General features: G+C 60.0%; 22 protein-coding genes. 7 read left to right on the top strand and 15 right to left on the bottom strand.

Annotated elements, in window-relative coordinates; translation table 11 throughout:
- Window positions 1-122 precede the first annotated feature (122 nt).
- The 3 genes from tsaB to ppc all read right to left on the bottom strand — a co-directional run bounded on the left by tsaB (window position 123) and on the right by ppc (window position 4,502).
- Window positions 123-803 (bottom strand): tRNA (adenosine(37)-N6)-threonylcarbamoyltransferase complex dimerization subunit type 1 TsaB, encoded by a 681-nt coding sequence (gene tsaB, locus NTD81_RS21170; RefSeq protein WP_262184728.1) that lies wholly within the window; start codon window positions 801-803, stop codon window positions 123-125.
- Between the two features lie 176 nt (window positions 804-979).
- Complete coding sequence (gene adk, locus NTD81_RS21165) at window positions 980-1,627, bottom strand: adenylate kinase (protein ID WP_262184727.1); 648 nt, start codon at window positions 1,625-1,627, stop codon at window positions 980-982.
- Between the two features lie 244 nt (window positions 1,628-1,871).
- Window positions 1,872-4,502: a phosphoenolpyruvate carboxylase gene (ppc, locus tag NTD81_RS21160; RefSeq protein ID WP_262184726.1), complete on the bottom strand. Its 2,631-nt coding sequence runs from the start codon at window positions 4,500-4,502 to the stop codon at window positions 1,872-1,874.
- 347 nt (window positions 4,503-4,849) lie between these two features.
- Between ppc and NTD81_RS21155 the strand changes: the two genes are divergently transcribed.
- Window positions 4,850-5,284 (top strand): DUF4398 domain-containing protein, encoded by a 435-nt coding sequence (locus NTD81_RS21155; protein WP_262184725.1) that lies wholly within the window; start codon window positions 4,850-4,852, stop codon window positions 5,282-5,284.
- 49 nt (window positions 5,285-5,333) lie between these two features.
- Window positions 5,334-6,119: an OmpA family protein gene (locus NTD81_RS21150; protein ID WP_262184723.1), complete on the top strand. Its 786-nt coding sequence runs from the start codon at window positions 5,334-5,336 to the stop codon at window positions 6,117-6,119.
- Window positions 6,120-6,189: 70 nt separating this feature from the next.
- Here NTD81_RS21150 and NTD81_RS21145 read toward each other — a convergent pair whose 3' ends face one another.
- From NTD81_RS21145 to prfB, 7 genes are all read right to left on the bottom strand, one after another.
- The gene (locus NTD81_RS21145) at window positions 6,190-6,555 is read right to left on the bottom strand and encodes a hypothetical protein (RefSeq protein WP_262184722.1); all 366 of its coding nucleotides are present in this window, start codon (window positions 6,553-6,555) and stop codon (window positions 6,190-6,192) included.
- A gap of 113 nt (window positions 6,556-6,668) precedes the next feature.
- Window positions 6,669-7,415 carry a TIGR00266 family protein gene (locus tag NTD81_RS21140; protein WP_262184721.1) on the bottom strand — a complete coding sequence of 249 codons (747 nt, stop codon included), beginning with the start codon at window positions 7,413-7,415 and terminating at the stop codon, window positions 6,669-6,671.
- A 198-nt stretch (window positions 7,416-7,613) separates the two neighbouring features.
- On the bottom strand, window positions 7,614-8,891 hold the full coding sequence (locus NTD81_RS21135) for a flavohemoglobin expression-modulating QEGLA motif protein (RefSeq protein ID WP_262184786.1): 1,278 nt from the start codon (window positions 8,889-8,891) through the stop codon (window positions 7,614-7,616).
- Between the two features lie 35 nt (window positions 8,892-8,926).
- Window positions 8,927-9,478, bottom strand: a complete 552-nt coding sequence (locus tag NTD81_RS21130; protein WP_262184720.1) for a hypothetical protein — start codon at window positions 9,476-9,478, stop codon at window positions 8,927-8,929.
- Window positions 9,479-9,507: 29 nt separating this feature from the next.
- Entirely contained in the window at window positions 9,508-10,260 is a 753-nt protein-coding gene (locus NTD81_RS21125) for a TetR/AcrR family transcriptional regulator (protein ID WP_262184719.1), read from the bottom strand.
- An 84-nt stretch (window positions 10,261-10,344) separates the two neighbouring features.
- Window positions 10,345-11,862 (bottom strand): lysine--tRNA ligase, encoded by a 1,518-nt coding sequence (lysS, locus tag NTD81_RS21120; protein ID WP_262184718.1) that lies wholly within the window; start codon window positions 11,860-11,862, stop codon window positions 10,345-10,347.
- An 88-nt stretch (window positions 11,863-11,950) separates the two neighbouring features.
- Window positions 11,951-13,046 (bottom strand): peptide chain release factor 2 gene (prfB, locus tag NTD81_RS21115; RefSeq protein ID WP_262184717.1). Its coding sequence is split into 2 segments (ribosomal slippage): window positions 11,951-12,973 and window positions 12,975-13,046, totalling 1,095 coding nucleotides; the frame shifts between segments, so codons are not numbered across the junction.
- Between the two features lie 159 nt (window positions 13,047-13,205).
- On the opposite strand from prfB, the gene NTD81_RS21110 reads away from it, so the two are divergent.
- Complete coding sequence (locus NTD81_RS21110) at window positions 13,206-14,849, top strand: GGDEF domain-containing protein (RefSeq protein ID WP_262184716.1); 1,644 nt, start codon at window positions 13,206-13,208, stop codon at window positions 14,847-14,849.
- On the opposite strand, the gene NTD81_RS21105 is transcribed toward NTD81_RS21110, so the two are convergent.
- The 3 genes from NTD81_RS21105 to NTD81_RS21095 form a co-directional block, all read right to left on the bottom strand.
- On the bottom strand, window positions 14,846-15,586 hold the full coding sequence (locus NTD81_RS21105; protein ID WP_262184715.1) for a tellurite resistance TerB family protein: 741 nt from the start codon (window positions 15,584-15,586) through the stop codon (window positions 14,846-14,848). The two genes, NTD81_RS21110 and NTD81_RS21105, sit on opposite strands and share 4 nt — an antisense overlap.
- Before the next feature lie 156 nt (window positions 15,587-15,742).
- Window positions 15,743-17,455, bottom strand: coding sequence for a single-stranded-DNA-specific exonuclease RecJ (recJ, locus tag NTD81_RS21100; RefSeq protein ID WP_262184714.1), 1,713 nt, complete (start codon window positions 17,453-17,455; stop codon window positions 15,743-15,745).
- Between the two features lie 132 nt (window positions 17,456-17,587).
- Window positions 17,588-18,127 (bottom strand): YaeQ family protein, encoded by a 540-nt coding sequence (locus tag NTD81_RS21095; protein WP_262184713.1) that lies wholly within the window; start codon window positions 18,125-18,127, stop codon window positions 17,588-17,590.
- Window positions 18,128-18,515: 388 nt separating this feature from the next.
- Here NTD81_RS21095 and NTD81_RS21090 point away from each other — a divergent pair, with 388 nt between their 5' ends.
- The 4 genes from NTD81_RS21090 (at window position 18,516) to NTD81_RS21075 (ending at window position 24,472) form a co-directional block, all read left to right on the top strand.
- Window positions 18,516-21,419 (top strand): discoidin domain-containing protein, encoded by a 2,904-nt coding sequence (locus tag NTD81_RS21090; RefSeq protein WP_262184712.1) that lies wholly within the window; start codon window positions 18,516-18,518, stop codon window positions 21,417-21,419.
- A 179-nt stretch (window positions 21,420-21,598) separates the two neighbouring features.
- Entirely contained in the window at window positions 21,599-22,798 is a 1,200-nt protein-coding gene (locus NTD81_RS21085) for a CaiB/BaiF CoA transferase family protein (RefSeq protein ID WP_262184711.1), read from the top strand.
- Window positions 22,798-23,418, top strand: coding sequence for a 2'-5' RNA ligase family protein (locus NTD81_RS21080; protein ID WP_262184710.1), 621 nt, complete (start codon window positions 22,798-22,800; stop codon window positions 23,416-23,418). Before NTD81_RS21085 ends, NTD81_RS21080 begins: the two co-directional genes overlap by 1 nt.
- 88 nt (window positions 23,419-23,506) lie before the next feature.
- Window positions 23,507-24,472 (top strand): GlxA family transcriptional regulator, encoded by a 966-nt coding sequence (locus tag NTD81_RS21075; RefSeq protein ID WP_262184709.1) that lies wholly within the window; start codon window positions 23,507-23,509, stop codon window positions 24,470-24,472.
- Here NTD81_RS21075 and NTD81_RS21070 read toward each other — a convergent pair.
- Together NTD81_RS21070 and NTD81_RS21065 are read right to left on the bottom strand one after the other, a co-directional pair.
- On the bottom strand, window positions 24,469-24,684 hold the full coding sequence (locus tag NTD81_RS21070; RefSeq protein WP_262184708.1) for a hypothetical protein: 216 nt from the start codon (window positions 24,682-24,684) through the stop codon (window positions 24,469-24,471). The genes NTD81_RS21075 and NTD81_RS21070 overlap by 4 nt on opposite strands.
- A 7-nt stretch (window positions 24,685-24,691) precedes the next feature.
- Window positions 24,692-25,906, bottom strand: a complete 1,215-nt coding sequence (locus NTD81_RS21065; RefSeq protein WP_262184707.1) for an MFS transporter — start codon at window positions 25,904-25,906, stop codon at window positions 24,692-24,694.
- Window positions 25,907-25,940: the final 34 nt, after the last annotated feature.

Genomic DNA, 25,940 nt, shown 5'->3' with positions numbered 1-25,940 from the left:
ACTGCTCATAAACTGTAGAAACACCTAGCTTAGCTGGAGCAATTTAGCTGCCGAGGTATGACTTGGCAATGTGCTAATGGCTCGAACGTGCCAAATAAAGCCTTAAAGCAGCCAGCCGCGGTTTACAGACTGCCCTTCGGCGTGGCGACCTGATCACGCAGGTACACCGGCTGGGCCTGATCCGCCGGCACCGCTTCACCGCGGGCCCAGGCGAATTGGGCCAGGCTCAGCAGGTCTTGGGCGTGCGGCAACATCTGCCCATCCTGGCCACTGACGGCAGTGGCGATGCGCGCGGCATAGGTGCCCCAGCCAGTACCGGCGCCAAACCACTGACCGGCGCCGCCACGGGGCAACACCGCCTGTTCCGGCGGCAGCACCGCCTCAGTGCCCAGCAGACGCATCTCCCCCGCCTCGGCGCGGTAACAGCCCCAATACACTTCATCCATCCGCGCATCGATGGCCGCAGCCACCTGCTGCGCGCCATGCTCGCGCAGGCTGCGCTGGGCCAGCACGGCCAGGTTGGAGATCGGCAACACCGGCCGCTCAAGGGCAAAGGCCAAGCCTTGCACCACCCCGATGGCAATGCGCACACCGGTAAAAGCACCTGGCCCCCGGCCAAAAGCGATGGCGTCCAACGCACTGAGCGCCACACCGCCCTCGGCCAGCAGTTGCTTGATCATCGGCAGCAGGCGCTGCGCGTGCAGACGCGGAATCACTTCGTAGTGACTGAGCACCTGGCCGTTATGCAACAGAGCAACGGAACAGGCTTCGGTGGCGGTATCCAGGGCCAGCAGAGTGGTCATTGGCAATATGGGCAGTGTGAGAAATGGGCGGGCATTAAAACGGTTTAGCACTGTTTTGGCCAGTCTTGCTGCCTAGTGGCGGGCCTTGCCCGGCCCGCGTGGCCGCTTTGCTTGCGCCGTAAACGACAACGGCCCGCAATCGCGGGCCGTTGGCACAAGCAGATGACGCCTAAGCCTTAGCTCAGGGCGGCAAGCACCTTGGCGGTGATTTCGTCGACCGAGCCAACGCCTGGGATGGAGCTGTACTTCGGCGAGCCGTCAGCAGCGGCCAGCTTCTGGTAGAAATCCACCAGTGGCTTGGTCTGCGAGTGGTAGACCGACAGGCGATGACGCACGGTTTCTTCTTTGTCGTCTTCGCGCTGGATCAGCTCATCACCGGTTTCGTCGTCGATGCCGGCAACTTTCGGTGGATTGTGCTCGGTGTGGTAAACACGGCCAGAAGCCGGGTGCACACGACGGCCAGCGATACGGCCGACGATTTCTTCGTCATCCACGGCGATCTCAACCACGTGGTTAATCTCAACACCGGCTTCTTTCAGCGCTTCGGCTTGCGGAATGGTGCGCGGGAAGCCATCGAAGAGGAAACCATTGGCGCAATCGGCTTGGGCGATACGCTCTTTGACCAGATTGATGATCAGCTCATCGGAAACCAGGCCACCGCTATCCATCACACTCTTGGCCACTAAACCCAATTCAGTGCCCGCCTTGACCGCAGCACGCAGCATGTCGCCAGTGGAAATCTGCGGAATACCAAATTTTTTGGTGATGAAGCCAGCTTGGGTACCTTTACCGGCACCGGGCGCCCCCAACAGAATCACGCGCATCGAAGTGCTCCTCAAATGTTAAAAACGAAGATCGTTGGACTCGCCTCATGGGGCCAATCTCAGAATGGTCTAAGCGGCATCGACATAATGGCCAATGCGCCAAAAGGTCGATCAAGATACACAGCGCACCCATAGCGCACAAGCCATCCAAAGTAGCAGGCGGCGTACGGTGCAGGCGCCCATTAGTCCATGGCTGGCGCCCATCTTCGCGGCCGGCCAAGTGCCTTCAGGGCGGCTTATGCACTTAGCCGGTGTTACGTAAACCGGCGGCAATTCCTGCCACGCTGACCAACAAAGCTTGTTGCAAGGCGCTATCAGACTGATTTTCCCGCGCCCTAGAGCGCGCCAAGAGTTCCACCTGCAACAGGTGCAAGGGGTCCAGGTAGGTGTTGCGCAGGCGAATTGACTCCAGGGTTTGCGGGTTATCTGATAACACTCTGCCTTGCCCGCTCAGAGCCAGCACGGCGGACACCGCCTGCGACAATAAGACGCGTAAATCCTGACCTAATTGACGCAGCTTAGGTTCGACCAAATGCTCGTCGTACAACTGCGCCAGCGCCGGGTCGGTTTTCGCCAAAACCATCTCCAACATATCCAAACGTGCGCGGAAAAACGGCCACTGCTCGCGCATCTGCACCAGTAACTGCCGCTCGCCGCGCTGCAAGGCCTGATTCAAGGCAGTTTCCCAACCGAGCCAGGCCGGCAACATCAAACGGGTCTGGGTCCAGGCAAAGATCCACGGAATCGCCCGCAGGCTTTCCACCCCGCCCGCCCGTCGTTTGGCCGGCCGACTGCCCAGCGGCAGCAGAGCCAGCTCTTGCTCCGGCGTGGCCTGGCGAAAGTATTCGACAAACTGCGGATGCTCACGCACCACGCCACGATATGCCGCTAAGCCATCCTCGGCGAGGCGTTGCATCTGCTCACGCCAGGCCGGCTCAGGGCTCGGCGGTGGCAGTAAAGTCGCCTCCAGCACCGCGCTTAAATACAGGTGCAGGTTTTGCTCGGCAATATCGCTGCGGGCGAACTTGAAGCGAATCATCTCGCCCTGCTCAGTGGCGCGCAGGCGCCCGGCCACCGAGCCCGGCGGTTGCGAGAGGATCGCTGCATGGGCCGGGCCGCCACCACGGCCGACGGTGCCGCCACGGCCATGGAACAGAACCAACTCGACCTGCTGTTCCCGACAGATCGCCACCAAACGCTCCTGGGCACGGTACTGGGCCCAGGCCGCCGCGGTGGTGCCGGCATCTTTAGCCGAGTCGGAGTAGCCGATCATCACCTCCTGCGGTCCGGCCAAGCTTGCGCGATAGGCCGGCAGGCTGAGTAACTGGCTGATCACCGGGCCTGCGTTATCCAAATCGGCCAAGGTCTCGAACAGCGGCGCGACGCGCATCGGCCAACTGACACCGGCCTCTTTGAGCAGCAGCTGCGCGGCCAGCACATCGGAAGCCGCACCCGCCATGGAGATCACATAAGAGCCCAAGGATGCCGGTGGCGCGGCAGCAATCGCACGACAGGTGGCGAGCACCTCGGCAGTATCACTGCTGGCCTGAAAATCCCGCCCCAGCAGTGGCCGTGGATTGTCCAGCTCGTGGAGAAGGAAGGCCTGGCGCTCGGCCTCAGACCATTGGCGATAGTCGCCTAAGCCCAAGTGCAGGGTGATTTCACTCAGCGCGGCGCTATGTCGGGAAGACTCCTGGCGGATATCCAGACGCACCAAGCACAGGCCAAAACTGGCGACGCGGCGCAAACAATCCAGCAGCGGACCGTCGGCAATCACACCCATACCGCAGTCATGCAGGGACTGATAACAAAGCTGAAGCGGCGCGGCCAGTTCATCACTGTGCTGCAGCACCTCAGGGCTGGCAGGCACTTCAGCGTGCAGCGCCGCCTCGGCCCAGCTGCGGGTGGCGCGCAGGCGTTCGCGCAGGGCTTTAAGCAACTGCCGATAGGGTTCGGGGCTAGCCCCCGTCACCGCCATCAAGACGGGGCTGGCCTGCTGCATCGACAGGTCAGCGGCCAGCGCCTCGATATCCCGCAGGTACAGATCGGCGGCCATCCAGCGCGCCAGCAACAGCACCTCGCGGGTGATCACGGCGGTGACATTGGGGTTACCGTCACGGTCGCCGCCCATCCACGAGGCGAAGCGGATCGGCGCAGCGTCGAGGGGCAGATGCTCGCCGGTGGCCTCATGCAGCAGTTGGTCAACCTGGCGCAAGGTGTTGGGCAGTGCCTGCCACAACGAATGCTCCAGCACGGCAAAGCCCCACTTGGCTTCATCCACCGGAGTGGGCCGCTGCTTGCGGATCTCATCGGTGTGCCAGGCCTCAGCAATTAAGCGTTGCAGGCGCTGGGCAATCTTGTCGCGCTCGCTGGGGCTGAGGTCACTGTGATCGAGGGCCGCCAACTGGGCAGTGATGGCGTCGTATTTTTGGATCAGGGTACGCCGCGCCACTTCGGTCGGGTGAGCTGTCAGCACCAGCTCAATCTGCAGCTGCGCCACCTGCTGAGCCAGGCTCTTGCCGCTATGCCCGGCGGCTATTAAGCGCTTGAGCAGATGGCCAAGATCCGCGGCCTGCTGGGCGCTGGGCTGATTATCCGGACGGCGCCGGACCAACTGGTATTGTTCGGCGAGGTTGGCCAGATTAAGAAACTGGCTAAAGGCGCGGACCACCGGCAGTAATTCGTCATCGCTGAGGGTGGCCAAGCTAGCACTGAGCTGGGCTTGGGCAGCGCCACGGCGATCGGCCTTGGCGCTGCGCCGGATCAGCTCGATCTTGGCGACAAACTCCTCGCCGTATTGCTGGCCAATGGTATTACCCAATAGCTCACCCAGCAGGTGCACATCTTCGCGCAAGCGCCCTTCAAAATCGCTCATCACACTACCCTCCGTCGGCTCGTGCAACTCCCTTAAAAATGCAGGTTGACCCGCACCGCAGGCTTTAACAAGGGAGCTTTTCGCCAGTATGACCCTGTGCACACTACCTGATATTCAGAAAATTCCCGACACCTTGGCTGCCGTTGGTAAGCCCGCCCAGCGCCGGTCAATTCGCCGCCTACACTGCGAACTCCAGACAACCATTTGTTAGGCAATTGGGCCGAAAGTGCTGAACTATTTAAAAAAACCTTGGGTCTTACCCCTTGCCATCACTGTTTAAGGTTGCATCGTGCGCGTCGATTTCCCTAGCGCATGGGCGAACCAATGCCAAACCAGGATGGATCGAGATGTTTCAAAAGAGTCGCACAACGGAGTTGATGACTATGAAAACCAACACTGCACAAACCTCAGTTAGCCCATTTCGCGGGCTGAAAATCGCCGCACTGGTTCTAGGGAGTAGCCTGGTGCTGGCTGGTTGCGCGGGTAATCCGCCAACTGAGCAACTTGCCGTGACCAAATCAGTTGTCAACAGCGCAGTTTCTGCTGGTGCTACTGAGTATGCCGCCGTAGAGATGAAGGCTGCCCAAGACAAACTGAAACTGGCCGAAATTGCCCTGCATGACAAGGATTACCAAGAAGCCAAGCGCCTGGCCGAACAAGCCGAGTGGGACGCCCGCGTAGCCGAGCGTAAAGCTCAAGCTGGCAAGGCTGATCGTGCCCTGCAAGATGCCCACAAAGGCGTACAGGAACTGCGTCAGGAAGGCCTGCGTAGCGCTCAATAAGCGCCACCACCCGCCCGCATCTGGTAATTGATCTAAGGAAGAAAAAATTATGCGTAAGCAAATCATGATCCCTGCCGTGCTCGCCATGAGCGTAGCCTTGGCCGCCTGCTCAACCACCCCCAACGCCAATCTGGAAGCCGCGCGCAGCAACTACTCGAGCCTGCAAGCCAACCCGCAAGCGACCAAAGTCGCCGCGCTGGAAACCCAAGACGCCAGCGATTGGCTGAACAAAGCCGAACAGGCTTTCCGTGATGACGAAGACGAAGAGAAAGTTGATCAACTGGCTTACCTGACCAACCAGCGTGTTGAAGTGGCTAAGCAGACCATCGCTCTGCGTGCTGCCGAAACCCAGCTCAAAGATGCCGGCGACCAACGTGCCCGCGCGCTGCTGGAAGCCCGTGACGCGCAAATCCGTCAACTGCAAAACAGCCTCAACGCCAAACAAACCGAACGCGGCACCCTGGTGACCTTCGGTGACGTGCTGTTTGCCACCAACAAGTCGGAGCTGAAATCCGGCGGTCTGGTCAACATCAACAAACTGGCCCAGTTCCTTCAAGAAAACCCAGATCGCAAAGTGATCGTTGAAGGCTACACCGACAGCACCGGCTCGGCTGCTTACAACCAGACCCTGTCCGAGCGTCGTGCCACCTCGGTACAAGTGGCGCTGATCAAAATGGGCGTTAGCCCAAGCCGCATCGTCACCAAAGGCTATGGCAAGGAATACCCAGTTGCTGACAACAGCAGCGCTTCTGGCCGTGCCATGAACCGCCGCGTTGAAGTCACCATCTCCAACGACAGCAAGCCAGTCGCACCACGTTCTTCCGTGGGCTACTAAGGCTTAAGTCGGTTGCAGAAAAAACCGCCCCTAGGGGCGGTTTTTTTATTCCGGTAATTCGCCGCGCACGTTACTGCGCGGGCACGGCCTGCCCGGCTGCGCCAGGCTCCTGGGCGGAGTGCTCGCCCGCAGGTTGCGGCATGACGCAGCGCACCGCGCGCTTCTTGTTGTTCACCAGCACGCCAGTCAGGCCACGCTGTTCGGTATCAAACAAGACCAGGACGTTATCGATGCACTGCGCCACTTGGCTGGCGGGCTCGATGGAGACTTTATAGTCCTCACCTTCAACGGTCTTCAGCATGGTGAAGTCGGCCAACAGCAGCGCGTCTTCCGGCTTGGCAATGTGCAGATAGCCGTAAAAGCCCAGCACGGCCACCGTGGCACAGACACTGGCCACAGCCGTCAGAATCAATGGAATCGGGTTTAGCTCACGCATATCAAGCTCTCAACAGGGAATGTCGCCAGTCACAGGGCCTGGCGAGGATTAAGGCATCGGCGGCGCAGCTTGCGCTATCTCAGCGCCACTGCCCAGCGCAGCGATGTCGCAGTTTACTTGCCGCCGGCGCGAATCTCACCCTGGGCGTTATAGGTGGCCTCGTACACGCGCTGGGCCAGGCGCGAGAACGGCAGGCTCTGCACCCACACGGTACCGGTGCCCTTAAGGGTCGCCAAGAGCATGCCCTCGCCGCCAAACAGCATGCTCTTCAGGCCGCCGGCCAAGGCAATGTCGTAATCCAGGCCACTGGTAAAGGCCACCAGGCAGCCGGTATCGAGGCGCAGGGTCTCGTTATTCAGTTCCTTGCGAATCACCGTGCCGCCGGCATGGACGAAGGCCAGACCATCGCCCTCAAGCTTTTGCAGGATAAAACCTTCACCACCAAAGAAACCGGCGCCAATACGCTTATTAAAGCTGATGCCGATTTGCGTGCCGTAAGCGGCGCAGAGGAAGGCGTCTTTTTGGCAGATCAAACGCCCGCCCACCTGATTTAAATCCACCGCCACGACAGTGCCCGGATAAGGCGCGGCAAAGGCCACTCGCGCAGGCGTGGCGCCATTGTTGGTGAAGTGCGTCATAAACAAGGATTCACCGGTAAGCATGCGCTTGCCGGCGCCCCACAACTTACCCAGCACGCCACTGCTAGAGCCGTCGCCCATGCGCGTCTCGAAGCGGATGCCTTCGGTCATGTAATTCATCACACCGGCTTCGGCGATCACCGTTTCATCCGGGTCGAGGATGATTTCCACGCTCTGCGCGCCGCTGCCGAGAATTTCGTATTCGAGTTGATGGCTGGGCATCAGTTAATTCCCACTAAACAATTGAACAGCCTGGTGCAGCCAGGCCTGTTATATGAAAAATCGCCGAGCGCCGATCAGGCAAAGCCAAAACAATGAGGAGCGCACCGGGCTCGCACTCGCCGTTACGAGCGGTCAATGAGCACTGCGAACTATGTTTTAACGACGCATCATCGAGCGCAGGCACCTTTCTTACAAAACCTAGAGGATATTGGCGTAGTCCGCTTCGATGCGGTCCAGACTCAGGTTATTGAGGAAGTTGGAGAAGCACATCCAGGCCGACAGCGAGTTGAGGTCACTGAATTGCGGCGGCAGGTACTTAGGCGGCACCACCAGGCCCTCCTCCACCAACTTGCCGAGGGTGCGCATGTCTTCCAGGGTGGTCTTGCCGCAGAACAGCAAGGGGATCTGCTCCAACTTGCCTTTGCGTACGGCCAGCTGGATGTAGTTGTAAATCATGATGAAGCCTTTGAGATACGACAGATCCTTGGTGAACGGCATGCCGCTCGGGGTCGAGCCACGGAACACGCGGCCCGCGTTGCTGTAGCTCTGCTCCATGCTGAAGCCCTGGCCACGGTAAAACTCGAACACCTCCAGGAAGTCAGCGCCCTCCTCCGCCATATGAATGGCAAGAGTCCGGTTGGTCAGCTTGCGCAGGCGTGTCGGGTAGGAGGCGAAGGCAATCACTTCCATCAAGATCGCCAACCCCTCTTGGGTCACGGTCGATGAGGGCGGGCCTTTGGCTAAGAAGGTACAGATCGGCTGATTAAGGCCATTGAGGGTGGTCGCCACGTGGACTAAGCCTTCATGCACTTCCAAGGCCTTGACGTCACGCTCGTTAAACCGCGCATCGCTGCGAATCTTGATGTAATCGGCACCCGCCGCCGCATCGGCAAGAATGCCGTCGGACTCGAACACGCGTATGGTGTCTTCGTGCTCGCCAAACACCTTATTCAGGCGCCCTTGCAGCAAGTCGACGGCCTCTTTGGCGCTTAAGTTTTTCGCCTCATCTTTGAGGTCGCCACGCTTATCGATGTTATTCAGGAAGTCGGAGAACATCAGGCCGAGATCGGCCAAGGTCGGATCACCAGCATGGAAGGCATCGCTGGCGGCGCCGTACAGCTCCTGGCTGATCAAGCCAAAGTCTTCCGTCCCGCGGGCTTCGAGCATACGCACGACCATGCGGTACTCGCGACACATGCGCCGCATGATCTGCCCGACCGGGTTGAACTGGCCCAACTGGCGGGTGATGTCGCGCTCGATATTCTGGAATTCGAGCTTCTTCGCCGCCGCATCAAAAGCCAGGGGCCGGCTTTGGTAGTAGCTGCGGTCCACCGCGGGCAATTGCTTGCCTTTGTGCTTGAAGAACTCATCGCGGATGTTGTCGTCCCACTTCACCGCGTCGAGCACACGGATCGGCGTTTGCGCCTCGACAATCCGGTCAGACAACGCGCGGACGGTGAGTTGATACGGGTCCAATTCGGCAAAACTATTCACACAGCCCCCAAAACTCACTAATCCCCTGAACGTTGATAGCGAGCGACTTCGATAAACACATCCGAATTAGCCTGATCGTTGAGGTAGTCCAGTACCTGAGATAACGGACTAGTGACCAAGGCCATCTGCCCCAGCTCATTGTCGATCAATTCGCCCTTAAGATTACCCTTATCCAGCTCATGCTTGATACGTGCAACATCCAAGTTGAACAGTACCAACTCATTGTGCGCGGTCAACTCGAAGCCGGCGATGGTGAAATTAGCGCCCAGTCGCTTAGGCAAGCCTGCGGAGAAGTACCAGCGGCGGCCATGATGAGCCACGGTAAAACCATACTCATGGGCCGTGCTTAAGTTATCCGCGCTGCCACTGTAGACCCGCGCCTTGTACACATTGGAGCCGGCCCGAGTAATCTGCAGGTAGACCTGCTCACCCCATTCGTCCTGCCGCTGCCATAGGCCCAGCAGCGGGATCGGTGCAGCCTCATTAGCCGGGATCGGGTCGGTGAAGGTCACCAGACAGCCGCTGAGGGTTGCAAAGCACACGACTAACAGCGCGCGCCAGGCCTTCATGGGGTTCTCCTTGCTTAGCAATAGCCAGGCTACAGACCCAGCACCAGATACATATAGCGCTTCAGTCTGGCTAACATATCGGCACTGTCCAGCTGTTCAACCCCATCAAGCAAGCCTTGATACTCCATTCGCATAATCAGTGCGGTCATCACCTCAGCATCATGCAACGGTTGCTCCGAGCTTAAGGCCTCGAAAAAACGGTTGGCGCCTTGCAGGAGGATTTTGCGATGGGCACGTACCAAGTCATGCAAACGTGGGTTAATCAGCGCTTCCTGCTCAAAAGCCCGCTGCGCCACTAAGTGATCGCGGCGCTCTTGCAGCTGTTGACGGATGTACTCGACGCTCAGACGGGCAATTTCATCGGCCAGCTTACGCCGCGACTGCACGCTGCCATCGAGCTGACGGGTGAGGTTTTGCAGGGTTTCCTCGGTGTTGCCCCACAACTGCCCCATATGGGCGGCGCTGCGCTCAACAAACTGGGTAAAGGTGTCAGTGATGAGGTCATTTATATCTTTGAAGTAATACGTGGTTGCCGACAACGGCACCTGAGCTTCGGCAGCTACCGCACGGTGACGAACGGCACGTACACCTTCACGCACGATCAGACGCATAGCTGCGTCGAGGATATTCTGCCGACGTTGCTCACTACCGCGGCGACTCGCCTTACGGCCTTGATACTGCACACTTTCAACAACGGCATTAGCCACTACGACGGCACTCTCTGGTATAGGGTTCTCGGTCACTGATGACGTTCCTTTGTCGGTGATTGCTCGGTGATTCATGACTTAGTCAATAAATCGGGCAAATAATCCAATCGCCGCAAAGAAAAAGCCGCCCGAAGGCGGCTTGGTAGAGCTCGAGGCGGCTTACGCCTGGGGTCGCATGTGCGGGAACAGGATCACATCGCGGATCGACGGCGAGTTGGTCAGCAGCATGACCAGGCGGTCAATACCGATCCCCTCACCGGCGGTAGGCGGCATGCCGTATTCGAGGGCACGGACGAAGTCGGCATCGTAGTGCATCGCTTCGTCGTCGCCGGCGTCCTTATCGGCCACCTGCTGCATAAAGCGCTCGGCCTGATCTTCGGCATCGTTAAGCTCGGAATAAGCGTTAGCGATTTCACGGCCACCGATAAACAGCTCAAAGCGGTCGGTGACGCTTGGATCATCGTCACTGCGGCGGGCCAGGGGCGACACTTCAAACGGGTAGCGGGTGATGAAGTGCGGCTGCTCCAGCTTGTGCTCAACCAGCTCCTCGAAAATCATCACCTGCAGTTTGCCCAGGCCTTCGAAGCCCAGCACCTTGGCGCCGGCTTTCTTGGCGATCGCACGGGCCTTGTCGATATCTTGCAGATCGGCGGCGGTGAGATCCGGGTTGTACTTGAGGATCGAGTCGAACACCGACAGGCGCACGAACGGCTCGCCGAAGTGGAACACCTTGTCGCCGTAAGGCACGTCGGTTGTGCCAAGGATCAACTGGGCCAGTTCACGGAACAGCTCTTCGGTGAGGTCCATGTTGTCTTCGTAGTCAGCGTAAGCCTGGTAGAACTCGAGCATGGTGAACTCGGGGTTGTGCCGGGTCGAAACGCCTTCGTTGCGGAAGTTACGGTTGATCTCGAAAACCTTCTCAAAGCCGCCAACCACCAGGCGCTTGAGGTACAGCTCAGGGGCGATACGCAGGAACATCTGCATATCCAGTGCGTTGTGGTGGGTCTCGAACGGCTTAGCTGCGGCGCCACCGGGGATGGTTTGCAGCATCGGCGTTTCCACTTCGAGGAAGTCACGCTTGGCCAGGAACGCACGGATGTGGGCAATCACCTGCGAGCGCACACGGAAGGTGTGGCGGGTTTCTTCGTTGACCATCAGGTCAACGTAGCGCTGCCGGTAACGCTGCTCGGTGTCGGTCAGGCCGTGGTGCTTGTCCGGCAGCGGGCGCAGCGACTTGGTCAGCAGGCGCACGTCGGTCATTTCCACGTACAGGTCGCCCTTGCCGGAGCGCGCCAGGGTGCCTTCGGCGCTGATGATGTCGCCCAAGTCCCAGGTTTTCACCGCTTCGAGGGTTTGCTCGGACAGCACTTTACGGTTGACGTAGACCTGGATCCGCCCGGTCATGTCCTGGATCACCATAAAGGAGCCACGGTTGAGCATGATGCGCCCGGCGACCTTAACCGGGATGGCCGCTTCGGCCAGCTCTTCCTTGGTCTTCTCGGCGTACTGTTTCTGCAGATCGTTGCAGTAGTCAGCACGGCGGAAGTCATTAGGGAAGGCGTTACCCTGGGCACGGATGGCCGCAAGCTTGTCTTTGCGCTGGGCAATCAGCTTGTTTTCTTCCTGCTGCCGCTCTTCGTGGGTTACCGCTTGCGGGTCGAGTTGTTGGTCGCTCATGGTGTTTGTCTGTCCTGTAAATCGTTGCTTGGGCCTGGGCCGGCTGCAGGCGCGCTAGACGCGGCGCCCGCTTATCTCAATGCGGTGCTTAGAGCCCCTGTTTAAGGCTCGCCACCAAGTACTCGTCGAGGTCCCCGTCGAGCACCTTGTCACAGTCACTACGCTCGATGTTCGTGCGCAGGTCCTTGATCCGCGAGGCGTCCAGAACGTAGGAACGAATCTGGTGACCCCAGCCGATATCCGACTTGCTGTCTTCCAAGGCCTGGGAGGCAGCACTGCGTTTTTGCATTTCCAGCTCGTACAACTTGGCCCGCAACATTTTCATCGCGGTGTCTTTGTTGGCGTGCTGCGAGCGCTCGTTCTGGCAGCTGACTACGGTGTTGGTCGGCACGTGGGTGATACGTACCGCCGAGTCGGTGGTGTTAACGTGCTGACCACCGGCCCCGGAGGAACGGTAGGTGTCGATACGCAGGTCCGACGGGTTGATCTCGATTTCGATGTTGTCATCGATCTCAGGCGAGACGAACACCGCCGTGAACGAGGTGTGGCGGCGGTTGCCGGAGTCGAACGGGCTCTTACGCACTAAGCGGTGCACACCGATTTCGGTACGCAGCCAGCCGAAGGCATATTCGCCTTTGATATGCACGGTGGCGCCTTTGATGCCGGCGACTTCACCCGCCGACAGTTCCATGATGGTGGCGTCGAACCCGCGCTTATCCGCCCAGCGCAGGTACATGCGCAGCAGCATGTTGGCCCAGTCTTGCGCCTCGGTGCCGCCGGAGCCGGCCTGGATATCCAGATAGGCGTTGTTGGGGTCCATCTCGCCGCTAAACATGCGGCGGAATTCCAACTGCTCAAGGATTTCACGCAGGCGCTCGATCTCGCTGACGATATCGCCGACCGCAGCCTCGTCGTTCTCTTCTACGGCCATGTCGAGCAGGTCACGGGAGTCCGCCAGACTGCCGGTGAGGTCATCGATGGTGTCGACGATTTGCGCCAGCAGGGCGCGTTCGCGGCCCAGGTTCTGGGCGTACTCTGGGTTGTTCCAGACGTTGGCGTCTTCGAGCTCGCGATTTACTTCAACTAGGCGATCATGCTTATGATCGTAGTCAAAGATACCCCCGAATAGTCTGGGTACGCTCGGTCAGGTCCTTGATGCTATTCAGGATCGGGTTGATTTCCATGGCTGGCAGCACTCACAGGTCAAACTTTCGGAAAAGCCGGCGAGTATACCTGAGTCGCGGCACGGCTGGCAGCAGGCAATACGCCGTGTCAGCGGCAAAGCTAGACCGACGGTGCTATATATGAACACCGTAGTCGCTAGCAGAGGCTTATAAAAATCTATGCAGCACCCTCCCAGCCTGCGTAGCCGTTTTGCACTGGTTATCGCTTTACTGATTATCTGCCTCAGCTGGCTGTTTGGCAGCCTGATCGGTCACGACGCCAGCCAGCGGATTCATGCCGCAGTGGGCCGTGATCTGGCTGAAACCGGACATAACCTTAGCGACCGTCTCGACCGCGGCCTGCAAAACCGCATTGCCATGCTGGAGATAATCGCCAGCCTGGAGGTCTTGCACCAGCCTGGGCAAACCCAGCAAGTGCGGCAGATCCTCGAAGAGATCAACCAAGAGTTTTCCAGTGTCGCCTGGGTCGGCCTGACCGATGCCCAAGGCCAGGTATTGGCCTCCAGCAACGGCCTGTTTGAAGGGCGCAGCATCGCCGCGCGCGAGGTCTTTCAGCAGGCCTTAAGGCAACAGGTGATCGGCGATGTGTATTGCGACCCGGAGTTGGCCAAGGCGCTGACCGCTGCCGGCTCGCCCGCCGACCAATTTATCGATATCAGCCTGCCGATCAATAATGCTCACGGCCAGTTGCTGGGCGTGCTGGCGGCCCATATATCGTGGTCTTGGGCCGATGAAATACGCCGCTCGATTCTGCGTCCTCTCGATCCGCAGCGGAAGCTGGAGTTCTTTATCCTCAGCCATGATCACCGTGTCCTCATGGGCCCGGCGGACAGCCTCGGCAAGCCCCTCGAGCTGCCCATTCTGAGCCTGCCGAAAGAGCGTCAGGAAACCTGGATGGTGCAGACCTGGCCCGATCAGCAGGACTACCTCACCGGCCTGGCCTTTAGCGAAGGCTACAAGGATTACCCGGGGTTGGGCTGGCATATATTGGCCCGCCAGCCGGTGCATGAGGCCTATGCGCCGGCGCGTGTGATGTCGCGCAATATTCTGCTGCTCGGTAGCCTCCTGGCGCTGCTGTTTGCTTTCCTTGGCTGGCTGTTGGCCGGCTACTACACCCGTCCGCTGCGGCAGATCGTGCGTGCAGCGAATCGTTTGAGTGCCGGCAAGGTCAGCGTAATCCCTGAGTTTAAGGGCACCCGCGAAATCCAAAGCCTGAGTCAGTCGATCCGCCGGTTGGTGGAAAGCCTCAGAAACCAAAAAACGGCCTTAGGAGCGATGCAGGATCTCGCCCACCACGACGCCCTCACCGGCCTGCCCAACCGCATTGCCCTGGACAACTATCTGATCCACGCGCGGCAAAACAGCCGCAACAAAAATGATTGCCTAGCCCTGCTGTATATGGATTTGGATGGCTTCAAGCCGATTAACGATCAGCATGGCCACGCCGCCGGGGACAAGCTGCTGCAAGAACTGGCGCTGCGCTTGCGCGCCAGCACCCGTGACGGTGACTTGGTTGCCCGACTAGGCGGTGACGAGTTTTTGATGGTGCTGCAAGTACCGGCCAACACCGCCCAGGAACAAGCCCTGCAAGTGGCTAAGCGCGTCCTCGCCGCCCTGCGCCAGCCCGTGCAGCTGGAACAGGACGTGCAGGTGGGTTGCAGCATCGGCGGGGCGATCTGGCCCCAGGACAGCGCTCAGTTGGATGTGGCCTTAGAATTAGCGGACCGCGCCCTGTATCAAGCCAAAGCGGCTGGGCGCAACAGCATAAAATTCCATGGCCAGAGCCAGCACAGCGGTACTTAGCCCTGCCGTACCTGCGCTTCCAGCTCGGCCTTGAGACCGGGCGCCAGTTGCAGTTGGCGCGCCAGCTCATCGAGGTAGGCGCGCTCCATGTAGTGTTCTTCATCCACCATCAGCACGCTGGCCAGATACATCTGCGCGGCGATTTCCGGGCTGCTGGCGGCTTGGGCGATTTCCACGGGGTCCAGCGGCTTATTTAGCTCGCTTTGCAGCCACTGACGCAGCTCCACATCGGCGGTCAGTTTGTGCAGCTCCGCTTCGATCAGCTCACGCTCGCGCTCATCGATATGACCATCGGCCTTGGCCGCCCCGACCAGAGCTTTGAGGATTGCCTGGCTGTGCGCTTCGGCCTCGGCACTGCTCAGATTCTCCAACGCCGGCAATGGCGCACTGGCGGCCGCCCCTTGTTGCGCCTGCCAGTTGCTGTAAGCCTTGTAAGCGGCCATGCCGAGCGCGGCCAAACCGCCATAGGTCAGGGCTTTGCCACCGACATTACGGCCGCCCTTGGTGCCTAACAAAATACCCAGCGCACCAGCGGCCAAGGCCTTGCCACCAGCGCTGTTGAGCAGGCCGCCGAGGTTGCCCGGCTTGCCGTTACCAAGCACGCCGCCCAACACATCACCTAGGCCGCCTAAGCCGCCGCCCGCGCCTGCCGAGGTCTTGCTACCAGCGGCGCCCTTTTGCTGCAACAGTTCTTGACCGGATTTAAGCAGTTGGTCCAGCAGTCCACGGGTATTCATCGGCGTGTCTCACAGTAAGGTTTGAGCATAATAGATTGATTGGTGATAGCTGGGTTTCACCCACCTCACAACCAAGTGCTGCAAAAAGTTACCGAACGACGACGAAAGGACAAGCACCGGGCCTTCGCGCTCACACCTAAGACCTAAACACCCGGCTTAGCGCGGCTCGATATGCGCGATCAGCAGTTGCACGCTTTCCTGGCCACGAAACTCATTAACGTCCAGTTTGTAAGCCAGCTCGACCCAACGCACGCTGGCGTTAGGCCAAACGTCGCGGTCCACGCCAAAGGCGATGCCGTCCAACTGACGACTGCCACATTCGGTCTTCACCACTACCTTTAAATGGCGCTCACCGACGATGCGCTGCTGCACCAACTGGAACACGCCATGGAACAGCGGCTCGGGAAAGTGCTGGCCCCACGGCCCGGCATTGCGCAGCTCTTTGGCCAAAGGCAGGTGGAATTCCTCGATGGACAAACTGCCGTCGCTGAGCAAACGCCCGGTGAGGTCGTCGGCCTCCAACTGGCGGCGTACTTCGGCATCAAAGGCCGCCGCGAAGGCCGGGAAATTTTCTTGCGGTAACGACAGGCCGGCTGCCATGGCATGGCCACCGAACTTGCTGATCAACTGGGGATGACGCGCCGCCACCGCATCCAGTGCATCACGAATATGCAGACCGGGGACCGAGCGCGCCGAGCCCTTCAGCAGGCCATCGCCGGCATCGGCAAAGGCGATGGTCGGGCGGTGATAACGCTCTTTCAGGCGCGAGGCCAGGATGCCGATCACCCCTTGGTGCCAGTCCGGCTCAAACAGGCACAGACCGAAGGGCATGTCATCCACCGGCAGGTCTTTCAGCTGGGCCAGGGCTTCACGCTGCATGCCCTGCTCGATGGCCTTGCGGTCTTGGTTGAGCTGATCCAGCTGCACCGCCATGTCGCTGGCCAAGGACTCGTCATCGCAGAGCAAGCACTCGATGCCTAGGGCCATATCATCCAAGCGCCCAGCGGCATTCAGCCGTGGCCCGAGGATAAAACCCAGGTCAGTGGAGGTAATGCGCCGATGGTCACGCCCGGCCACTTGCAGGATCGCCCGCAAGCCCGGGCGGGCCCGTCCGGCGCGAATCCGTGCCAAGCCCTGATGCACCAAGATGCGGTTATTGGCATCCAGCGGCACCACGTCGGCTACGCTGCCCAGGGCCACTAAGTCGAGCAGTTCGGCCAGGTTCGGCTCTGGCCGTTCAAGCGTGAACCAGCCCAGCTCACGCAGGCGCGCGCGCAGCGCCAGCAGCACATAAAACATCACGCCAACCCCGGCCAGGGCTTTGCTGGAGAAGCTGCAATCCGGCTGATTGGGATTAACGATGGCATCGGCTGCCGGCAACTGCGGACCGGGCAAGTGGTGGTCGGTGACCAGCACCTTGAGACCCGCCGCCTTCGCCGCCGCTACGCCATCAACACTGGAGATGCCGTTATCCACCGTGAGCAGCAAATCAGGCCGCCGCTCCAGGGCCACGGCGACGATTTCCGGGGTCAGGCCGTAGCCGTATTCAAAGCGGTTGGGCACCAGATAATCGACATGGGCCACCCCCAACATGCGCAGACCGAGTACGCCGACGCTGCTGGCCGTGGCGCCGTCGGCATCGAAGTCGCCCACGATCAAAATGCGCTGACGCTGTTGCAAGGCCTCGACCAACAACTGCACCGCCGCATCCATGCCCTTGAGCTGCTGATAGGGAATCAGCCGCGCCAGACCCTTATCCAACTCTGCGGCCGACTGCACGCCACGGCTGGCGTACAGACGCGTGAGCAAGGGGGGCAGCGGACCTAAATCAGGCAGTTGGGCGGGTAATGGACGGGCTTCGATACGCATAAGGGTTCCACTGGTGACACAGGTAACAAGCGCGTCATGGCGCTTAGCGATGCAATGGCAGGCGGCGTCTATGCGGCTCTGCACAGGCGCGGCTTAAGCGCATGTTCAAAGCCCTAGCCTGTTAGACCGAACTTAGCGCTCGCCAGCCAACCATTCCAAAGGCAGTTCGTGTTGGCCGCGCTCATCGGTAATAAACAACTCACCGTCGCTGATCATCACGCTCCAGTTCAGCGAACGCGGCATGTCGAGCGCCAGGCTGGCCAGAGCTTCTTGGCCTAAGGCAACCACGTTGATGTTCTTCAGGCTGCGCACAGGATCGAGGGCTTTGGTTTGCCAGACGCGCAGGTTGCCGTAGGCCACCAAGCTGAATTTTTCAGTGCGGCGCGAGCACCAGGTGATGCGCTCGCTGTCCGGCTGGCCGACTTCGATCCAATGCAGCACGCGGTCGTCCAGGCTCTTTTCCCACAGCGCCGGCTCGTCCACATCCGACAAGCCACGGCCAAAGGCCAGTTGCTCGTGGTAGAACAGCGCGTAAGCCACCAGCCGCGCGGCCAGCCGCTCTTCGGTCTCCGAAGGGTGACGGGCGACGGTGAAGCGCAGGTTTTCATAGACGCTGCGGTCCATGTCGGTAAGGTTGAGCTCGATTTTGTAGGTGGTAGACGGCAGGGCCATGAACAGGGCTTCTTGGTTAATCAAATGAGGGGCGCAAGTCTACCGCGAAAAGCCCCTAGGGTGCCGCGCCCCACAGCGGGGAAATCCTCAGCGGTCGCCTTGCCCGTCTAAGCGCGGATTAACGGGCGTCGACGCAAGCGTTGGGCTGAGGCAATACAGCGCACAAAACCCTTACGGCACAAGCGGACAAAAACGAAAAAACCCGCCAAGGCGCGGCGTTTTAGCTCGCGGCCTAGTACCAGTACTAAAAGCATCCCGCTTGCTATACAGGGCGATTGTGCGCTGCCTAAGATGCCAGCGCCGGCACACTTTCCCGTTTAATTTTTAGCAGTACGCACCTTGTCGATGGCGATCGACAAGCGGGTGTCTGTACGTATTAGGAAATGTTATGCCTCGCTTCACACTCAGTGCGCTTTCCCGCGCCACAGCCCTACACCGGGTCGGTCTCGCTGCAGCCATCTTGTTGCCCCTGTGCACAGAGCTGCAGGCTGACCCTAGCGCCGCCCCAAGCCCTACGACACAACAGCAGCCGGCCTTGACCGGGCACTTTCTCAACCTAGGTGCAGCTGCTAGCAACCGCCGTAGCGCTGAGATCGGCACCGATCAGCTGCGCCAAGCCACCGGCCTGAGCATCCGTAACCTCGCACCGGCCACAGGCGACACCTACAAGGGCCTCAGTGTCCAGGTCGGTAAAACCTTTAAGCTCAGCCGCAGCCAGCAACAGAGCGAAGATGATGTGGTTATCAGCAGCCGTGCGGACGGCAGTTTTGTCGCCCTGCTGCCGCAAGCCAACGCCATTATCCGTGGCAGCGAAGACGGTCAGCAGACCCTGCTGCGCTATGAGGGCCCGGAGAATAACGAACATAGCCAGGACTCCCTAGAAGCGCCGGAGCCAGCCGTCGCCCAAGTGCTGCAAGCACGTAGCGGTCAACTGAGCTACCAGCTCGAACGCAACCAGGCCGGTGAGCTGGTCATCGACCTGCTCGCGGGGTTCTCGGAAAAATCCGCGCAGTACATCGGCGACGCCGAAGCCTATGCCCTGAGCCAGGTGGCGGTCGTCAACCAAGCCATCAAAAACACCCAGATCGAGGGGGTGCGCGTTCGTCTGGTCGGTATCCAAATCGTTGCCGAAGATATGCCCATCACCACGCCGGCACTGGCCCAGGTGAAGGAACTGTTCGCCGAGGGCATTAAACAGTACAGCCCCGACTTGATCGCCAGCTTCGTACGCAGCGGTTCCGGGCAAGACTCCGCATCCGGTTGGGGTTACGTGAATGGCCGCTACACGATCAACGACATCACCAGCTCGAACGTGTTTCGCCATGAGATGGCCCATAACGTCGGCGGCGGCCACTGCTCGGACGGCACTCACTATCGCTTCGGTCATAACAATGGCCGGGTCAGAACCATTCTTTGCGGCAACACTATCCCCTACTTTTCCAACCCGGATATCTCGGACTCCCAAGGTGTGCCGCTAGGCAACGCGCAAACCGCCAACATGGCGCGCCTGTGGCGTGAACGGGCGGCGAAGATATCCGCTTATGCCCCTGCCGTGGTGCCCCTGGACGGCGAACAAGCCAGCACTCTGCTCAGCCAGAATCTCGACTTGGCCAAAAATGAAATCCGCTACTTCCCGCTGGATATTCCTGCGGGCACCCAACGCTTAGTCTTTAACGTCGTGCCGGGCCTGGGTTACGAGTCCCCCAGCAATGTTCAGCTGTTGCTTAAGCAAGGCAGCCAACCCACCACCAGCGACTACGACTTCCGCTCCGTCCAGCGCAACAGCGTGTCCTTAGCGGTCAACAACCCGCAAGCGGGCCGCTGGTATCTGGGCCTGCGCGGCGACACTAGTAAAGCCGCCAGCCACTTAGTACTGGACGGCAAATCCTTTGCGTTGAAGGAGGAGACGGTCAAGGCGCGCTTTGTAAAACTGGTCGCCAACTCGTCAGTGGATGGTCAAGCCAATGCCAGCATCGCCGAGTTGCACCTGGCCGATGCCCATGGCAAATCGCTCCCGCGCACCTGGAATATCCACTCGGCCAGCAGCGCCCTAAGCACGGCGCCAGCCAGTAACATCCTCGACGGCAACCCGAAATCCTATTGGGCTTCCACCACAGGCAGCACCTATCCACACCAACTGGTGCTCGACCTGGGCCAAGATACCCGCTTCTCCCAGCTGCACTACCTGCCCCGTCAGGATCAGGGGGTGAGCGGTAATATCAAGGCTTACCAAGTCTATGCCGCCGCTAAAGCCGAAGGTCCGTGGACACCGATCGCCAGTGGCGAATTCAGCGCTGATAACGAGGTTAAGTCGGCGCCCCTGAAACCTCAGGACAGCGTATTGCCGCCAGTTGCGGTGATCAGCGGCGTCAGCGAGGCCACTGCCGATCAGCAGGTGGTCTTGGATGCCTCGGCCTCCAGCGACCCCAAAGGTCACGCGCTGGACTTCTCTTGGCGGGTCACACCGGCGCTGGACTTCAAAATCGACGGCACACGTCTGAGTTTTGTCGCACCGAAGCTGAGCAGTGACACCCGTTATAAATTCATCCTGAAGCTGAGTAACGGCAAACAAGCGAGCATCGCCAACCACGATGTGCTGATCAAAGCCAGTGTTGCCACCAGCAGCTGCAAACCGCAGTGGGAAGCCACTAAAGCCTATTGGGAAAACGACCAAGTGCAGCACAATGGCCGCCTATACATGGCCCGCTGGTGGATCAAGGGCGGTGAGCCCGGCAACTCGAGCTATACCGGAGCGGACGGCAGCGGCAAGGTGTGGAAGGATCTGGGCACCTGCGACAGCAACGGCTCGAACAACAACGCTGAAGTCGCCGCACCAGTGGCGAAAATCACTGGGGTAGCGCAGGCCAAGGCTGGCGAGCAAGTCACTCTGAATGCCTCCGGCTCCACCGACCCGGCTGGTTTAGCGCTGACCTATCGCTGGAGCGTCAGCCCTGACCTGAGCTTCAATGCCAATGGCGCGCAGCTGACCTTCGTCGCCCCGCAAAACAGCCAGGACGTCACCTATCGCTTCAAGCTGGACCTCAGTAACGGCCAGAAAAACACGCTTAAGGAACACAGCGTCAAAGTCAGCGCCGAAACGAGTGGTCAGCCCAGCAGTTGCCAAGGTCCTTGGAGCGCGAAAACGGCGTACCAAACCGGCAGCAAAGTCAGCCACAAGGGCAAGCGCTATACCGCCCGCTGGTGGACCCAAGGTAACGAACCGGGCAACCCCGCGTTTACCGGCCCAGAAGGCAGCGGCAAAGTTTGGCGCGATGAAGGTTCCTGCAACTAATCCGCCGAGCATTACCCCCTGCAGACTTACGGGCGCCCTTGGGCGCCCGTAACTTTTTAGCGCTGGCATCAGCCATCCGTATTGGCCATCCGCAATCGGCCATCCTCTATCAGCCCTCGACCTCTGCCAGCAGCACGCCAGTGGCATAATGGGTAAAAGCCCAATGCTCCGGAGTCGTAATGGCAACGCCGAACAAACCCCTCGCAGGTCTTAAAGTAATCGAACTCGGCAGTTTGATTGCCGGGCCTTTTGCCGCGCGGATTTGCGCCGAGTTTGGCGCCGAGGTGATCAAGGTCGAGTCCCCCGATGGCGGCGATCCACTGCGCAAATGGCGCAAGCTCTATGAAGGCACTTCGCTGTGGTGGTTCGTCCAGGCGCGCAACAAGCAGTCGCTGACCCTCAACCTGAAACACCCTGACGGGCTGGCCGTGCTGAAAAAACTGCTCAGCGAAGCCGATATCCTGATCGAAAACTTCCGCCCCGGCGTGCTGGAAAAACTCGGCCTGAGTTGGGAGGTGCTGCACGCGCTCAACCCCAAACTGGTGATGGTGCGCCTGTCGGGCTTTGGCCAGAGCGGACCGATGAAGGAACAACCGGGCTTTGGCGCAGTGGGCGAGTCCATGGGCGGGCTGCGCTATATCACCGGTTTCGCGGACCGTCCGCCAGTGCGCACCGGCATCTCCATTGGTGACTCGATTGCCGCACTGTGGGCGGTGATCGGCGCGCTGATGGCGCTGCGCCAACGGGAAGTGAACGGCGGCCTTGGCCAAGTGGTCGACGTGGCGCTGTATGAGGCGATCTTCGCCATGATGGAATCCATGTTGCCGGAGTTCGACGTCATGGGCTTTATCCGCGAGCGCAGCGGCAACATCATGCCCGGCATCACGCCGTCCTCCATCCACACCAGCGCCGACGGCAAACATATCCAGATCGGCGCCAACGGCGATGCCATCTTCAAACGCTTTATGCAGGCCATCGGCCGTGACGATCTGGCCAACGACCCGACCCTGGCCAGCAACGATGGCCGCGATGCCCGTCGCGATGAGCTGTACGGTGTGATCGACCGCTGGGCTAACAGCCTGCCACTTACTGAAGTGGAAGCCCTGCTCAAGCAGGCCGAAGTGCCGGCGAGTCGCATTTACAGCGTGGAAGATATGGTCAGCGACCCGCAGTTTCTCGCCCGCGAAATGCTCTTGAGCGCGCAACTGCCCGATGGCAAGCCATTCAAGATGCCCGGCATCGTACCCAAGCTCAGCGCCACTCCGGGCGATGTGCAGTGGATCGGCCCAGAACTGGGCGAACACAACCACAGCATCCTGAGCGCCTTGGGCTATAGCGAGGAGCAAATCGCCGCGCTGAAACAAGACGGCGCGCTCTGATGCCCCAGTCGTTTAGCCACAGCCTGGCCTGCGAGCTGCGCGACTACCCCGAGTGGCACAAGGGCCGTAGCCGCTATGGCGTGTGGGTTCTGCAAGTGGATAACCAGGCAGTTCTGGCGCGCATCCAAGAGGCGCGCCAGCTACTCGGCGACTGGCTGCACCCGCCCGGCGCCCGCCAGGCCCATATCACCTTGTTCGTCTGCGGCTTTAGTGCAGCGCAAGCCGAGCATGATGATGATTTCACCGATGAACAGCTCGCCGCACAACTGAACGCTTTGCAGGCGTTAAGCCCGCCGCGCTTTAGCCTGCAGATCGGCCCCGCACGCAGCTTTAGCAGCGCCGCCTACCTGGAGGTGCTGGACGCCCACCAGCAGTTAGCGCCCCTGCGCCAAGCCCTCGCCGGTTCCTGCCAAGAGATACGCCAGAGCAATTATGTGCCCCATCTGACCCTGGGCCTGTATCGTCAACGCATCCGCCGTGAGCTGATCGAACAGCGCTTAGCGCAACTGCCCAGCCAGCCACTCGAACTGCCCGTAAACCAACTGCACTACGCCACCTATGACGCCCGTGAACAGCATGGTGGGCTGCACTATCAACACAGCTGGACGCTGGCCAACTAAACAAAGCACGGCGGCTTAGCAGCCCGACTCAGGGCTGGACTGATATAACTAGCGTCTGAGTAAAACGACCGAGTCCGAGGAGTGCTGGATGCGCACTGTGTGGTTTCTGTTATTGCCCAATACCCACATCCTCGACTTGGCCGGGCCGCTGCAAGCCATGGCCAGTTGCGCCGAGTTAGGTCTGGCGCCACTGAAAACCCGCTGCATTGCCGTGAGCAGCCAGATCAACTGTTTCCAGAACCTCAGTCTCGCAGGCCTGGAACCCTTGCCGGCACAATTGGCAGCGGGTGACTGGCTGTTTGTCATAGGCCATAAGCTGCTCGATGACGCGCCAACCCAAGCCGCTTTACATCAAGCGGCCTTGTGGCTAAAGCAGGTGGCTGGCAGCACCGCAGGGTTAACCATTTGCTCGGTGTGCACCGGCGCCTTTGTCTTAGGCCAGGCCGGCTTACTCGATCACAAGCAGTGCACCACCCACCACGCCTATGTGGCTCAACTGCAGCAGCTTTATCCGCACGCCAAGGTACTGAGCAACCACCTGTTTGTGCAGGACGGCGAGCTGTACAGCTCCGCGGGCGTATCCACCGGCATTGATCTGAGCCTGCATGTGATCGCCGAAAAACTCGGTCGCCAGCAGGCTGAGCGTGTTGCCCAGGACTTGGTGATCTACCGCCGCCGCGCCGACAACGACCCGCAACTGAGCAGTCGCGAGCTGACGCGTAACCATATCCATCCGCTGATTCATCAGGTGCAGGACTATCTGGATGAGCAGTTTTGCCAGCCACTGACCGTCGAAGAGTTAGCCAACCGCTTTAACCTCAGCTATCGCCACTTGGCCCGGCTGTTTCGCAGCAATACCGGCATTACCCTGCACACCTACCTACGCCAACTGCGTATCGAGCAGGCCAAACTGCTGCTCAGCCAACGGCGTATCGCCATTGAACTGTTGGCCGAGCGCTGCGGTTTTGCCAGCAGCCACGCCCTGCGCCAAGCCTGGCGCAAAGAGATGGCCCTGACGCCCTTGCAGTACCGCAATAGCCTTAGCCGCAGCTAGTGACAATGCAGCAGCGGCCCGGCGTGCTGCACCTGCCATAGGCTGGCAGCCAGCGGCGCCTCGGCGCTTAGCCAGAGCAGCACGACGAGCACCAGCAGCAGGCCGAACCCCGCACTCAGCACACAGCGCAGATCCAGCTTGGCCGCCACGCCCCATAAACTCAGAGCAGTGCACAGCAGCGCCAGCGCAGCCACAGCCAACGTCAGCGGCATAATAGCCTCATTGTTCGACCCTCTTCGCCACGCCTCGGGCACTGGGTAGCATGCATAGGGCAAAACCGGCGGCGGCCAAGGTCAGCCCGGCCAGCAGACTGATGCTCAGTTGGTAGTTTTGATGCCGATCAAAGTCCAGCGCGGCCAGCTGGGTCAGCGTCAGAGCCCCCAGTTGGTGGACTAGAAACAGCAGGCCGAACACCTGACCTTTGTTGCGAGCGCCGAATAGATCGAAACAAAACGCCGAGGTCAGCACCACGGTGCCCAAGTAACTGGCACCAAACAGCAAGGCAAACAGGTATACCTTGTAAGGCGTGGGCGAGGCTAACAACACCAGCACGGCGGCGCAGCGCAGCAGATAAAAACCGGCCAGCAGCCCAGCCTTGTTAAAACGTGTGGCCAACCAGCCGGCCAGCAAACCGCTGCCCAGCTCCAGCACACCGAGCAGGCTTAAGCCACTGGCCTGCACCGAGGGCGGCACGCCATTGCCCTGCCAATACGGCAGCAAATGCACATCGATAAACGCCATGCTCGCTCCGCAGCTAAAAAAGCTCAGGGCCAGCCAATACAGCCGTGGGTCCTTACCTAACTGCCACAGAACGCCAGGCGCAGGGGTCGGCTCGGCTTGCGCCAGCAATGGCACGCGCCACGCCACCCAGCTCAGGGCCAAGGTCAAGGGCAGCAAAAACAGCCAACCCACCCGGTTAAACAACACAGGCCACGCCAGCCACTGCTGCAACCAGATCCACAGCGGTGACAGCACAATAAAACCAATCGCCGTGCCGTTACTGACCACGGCAAAGGCCAGCGCTTTGCTACGCGACTGCACCATGCGGTCGACCAAAATCCCCATCGGCACAAAGCTCATGGCAGTCAAGGCGAAGGCACCGAGCAGGCCATACAGCAACACAAACAGCAGTTGACTGTGCGGCCAGTAACTAACGCCCAGCAGCATCACCCCGGCACAAAAACTGCCGAAGGCCACCGTCCACAACGGCCCACAGCGATCGCTCAGGGCGCCGACCACAGGCGACAGCAAACCGATACTGAGCACAAACAAACTGCCGGCCAAGGCCATATCCGAACGGCTGCCGCCGAAGTGCGCACTCAGATCAACGAAGTACACCTGGTACAGGCCCTTGATCGCGCTGGATAAAAACATCACCCAGAACCCCACCGCCAACACGGCCGCGATCAAGCGGGCACTCGCGGACTTCGCCATAACGCAGCTCCTACACTGATTAAAAATCGGCAGG

Source organism: Pseudomonas sp. 5P_3.1_Bac2 (assembly GCF_025465995.1).
Taxonomy (GTDB): domain Bacteria; phylum Pseudomonadota; class Gammaproteobacteria; order Pseudomonadales; family Pseudomonadaceae; genus Aquipseudomonas.
Note: the sequence above shows the minus strand (reverse complement) of the source record. Positions and strands in the feature narration are given on the sequence as shown.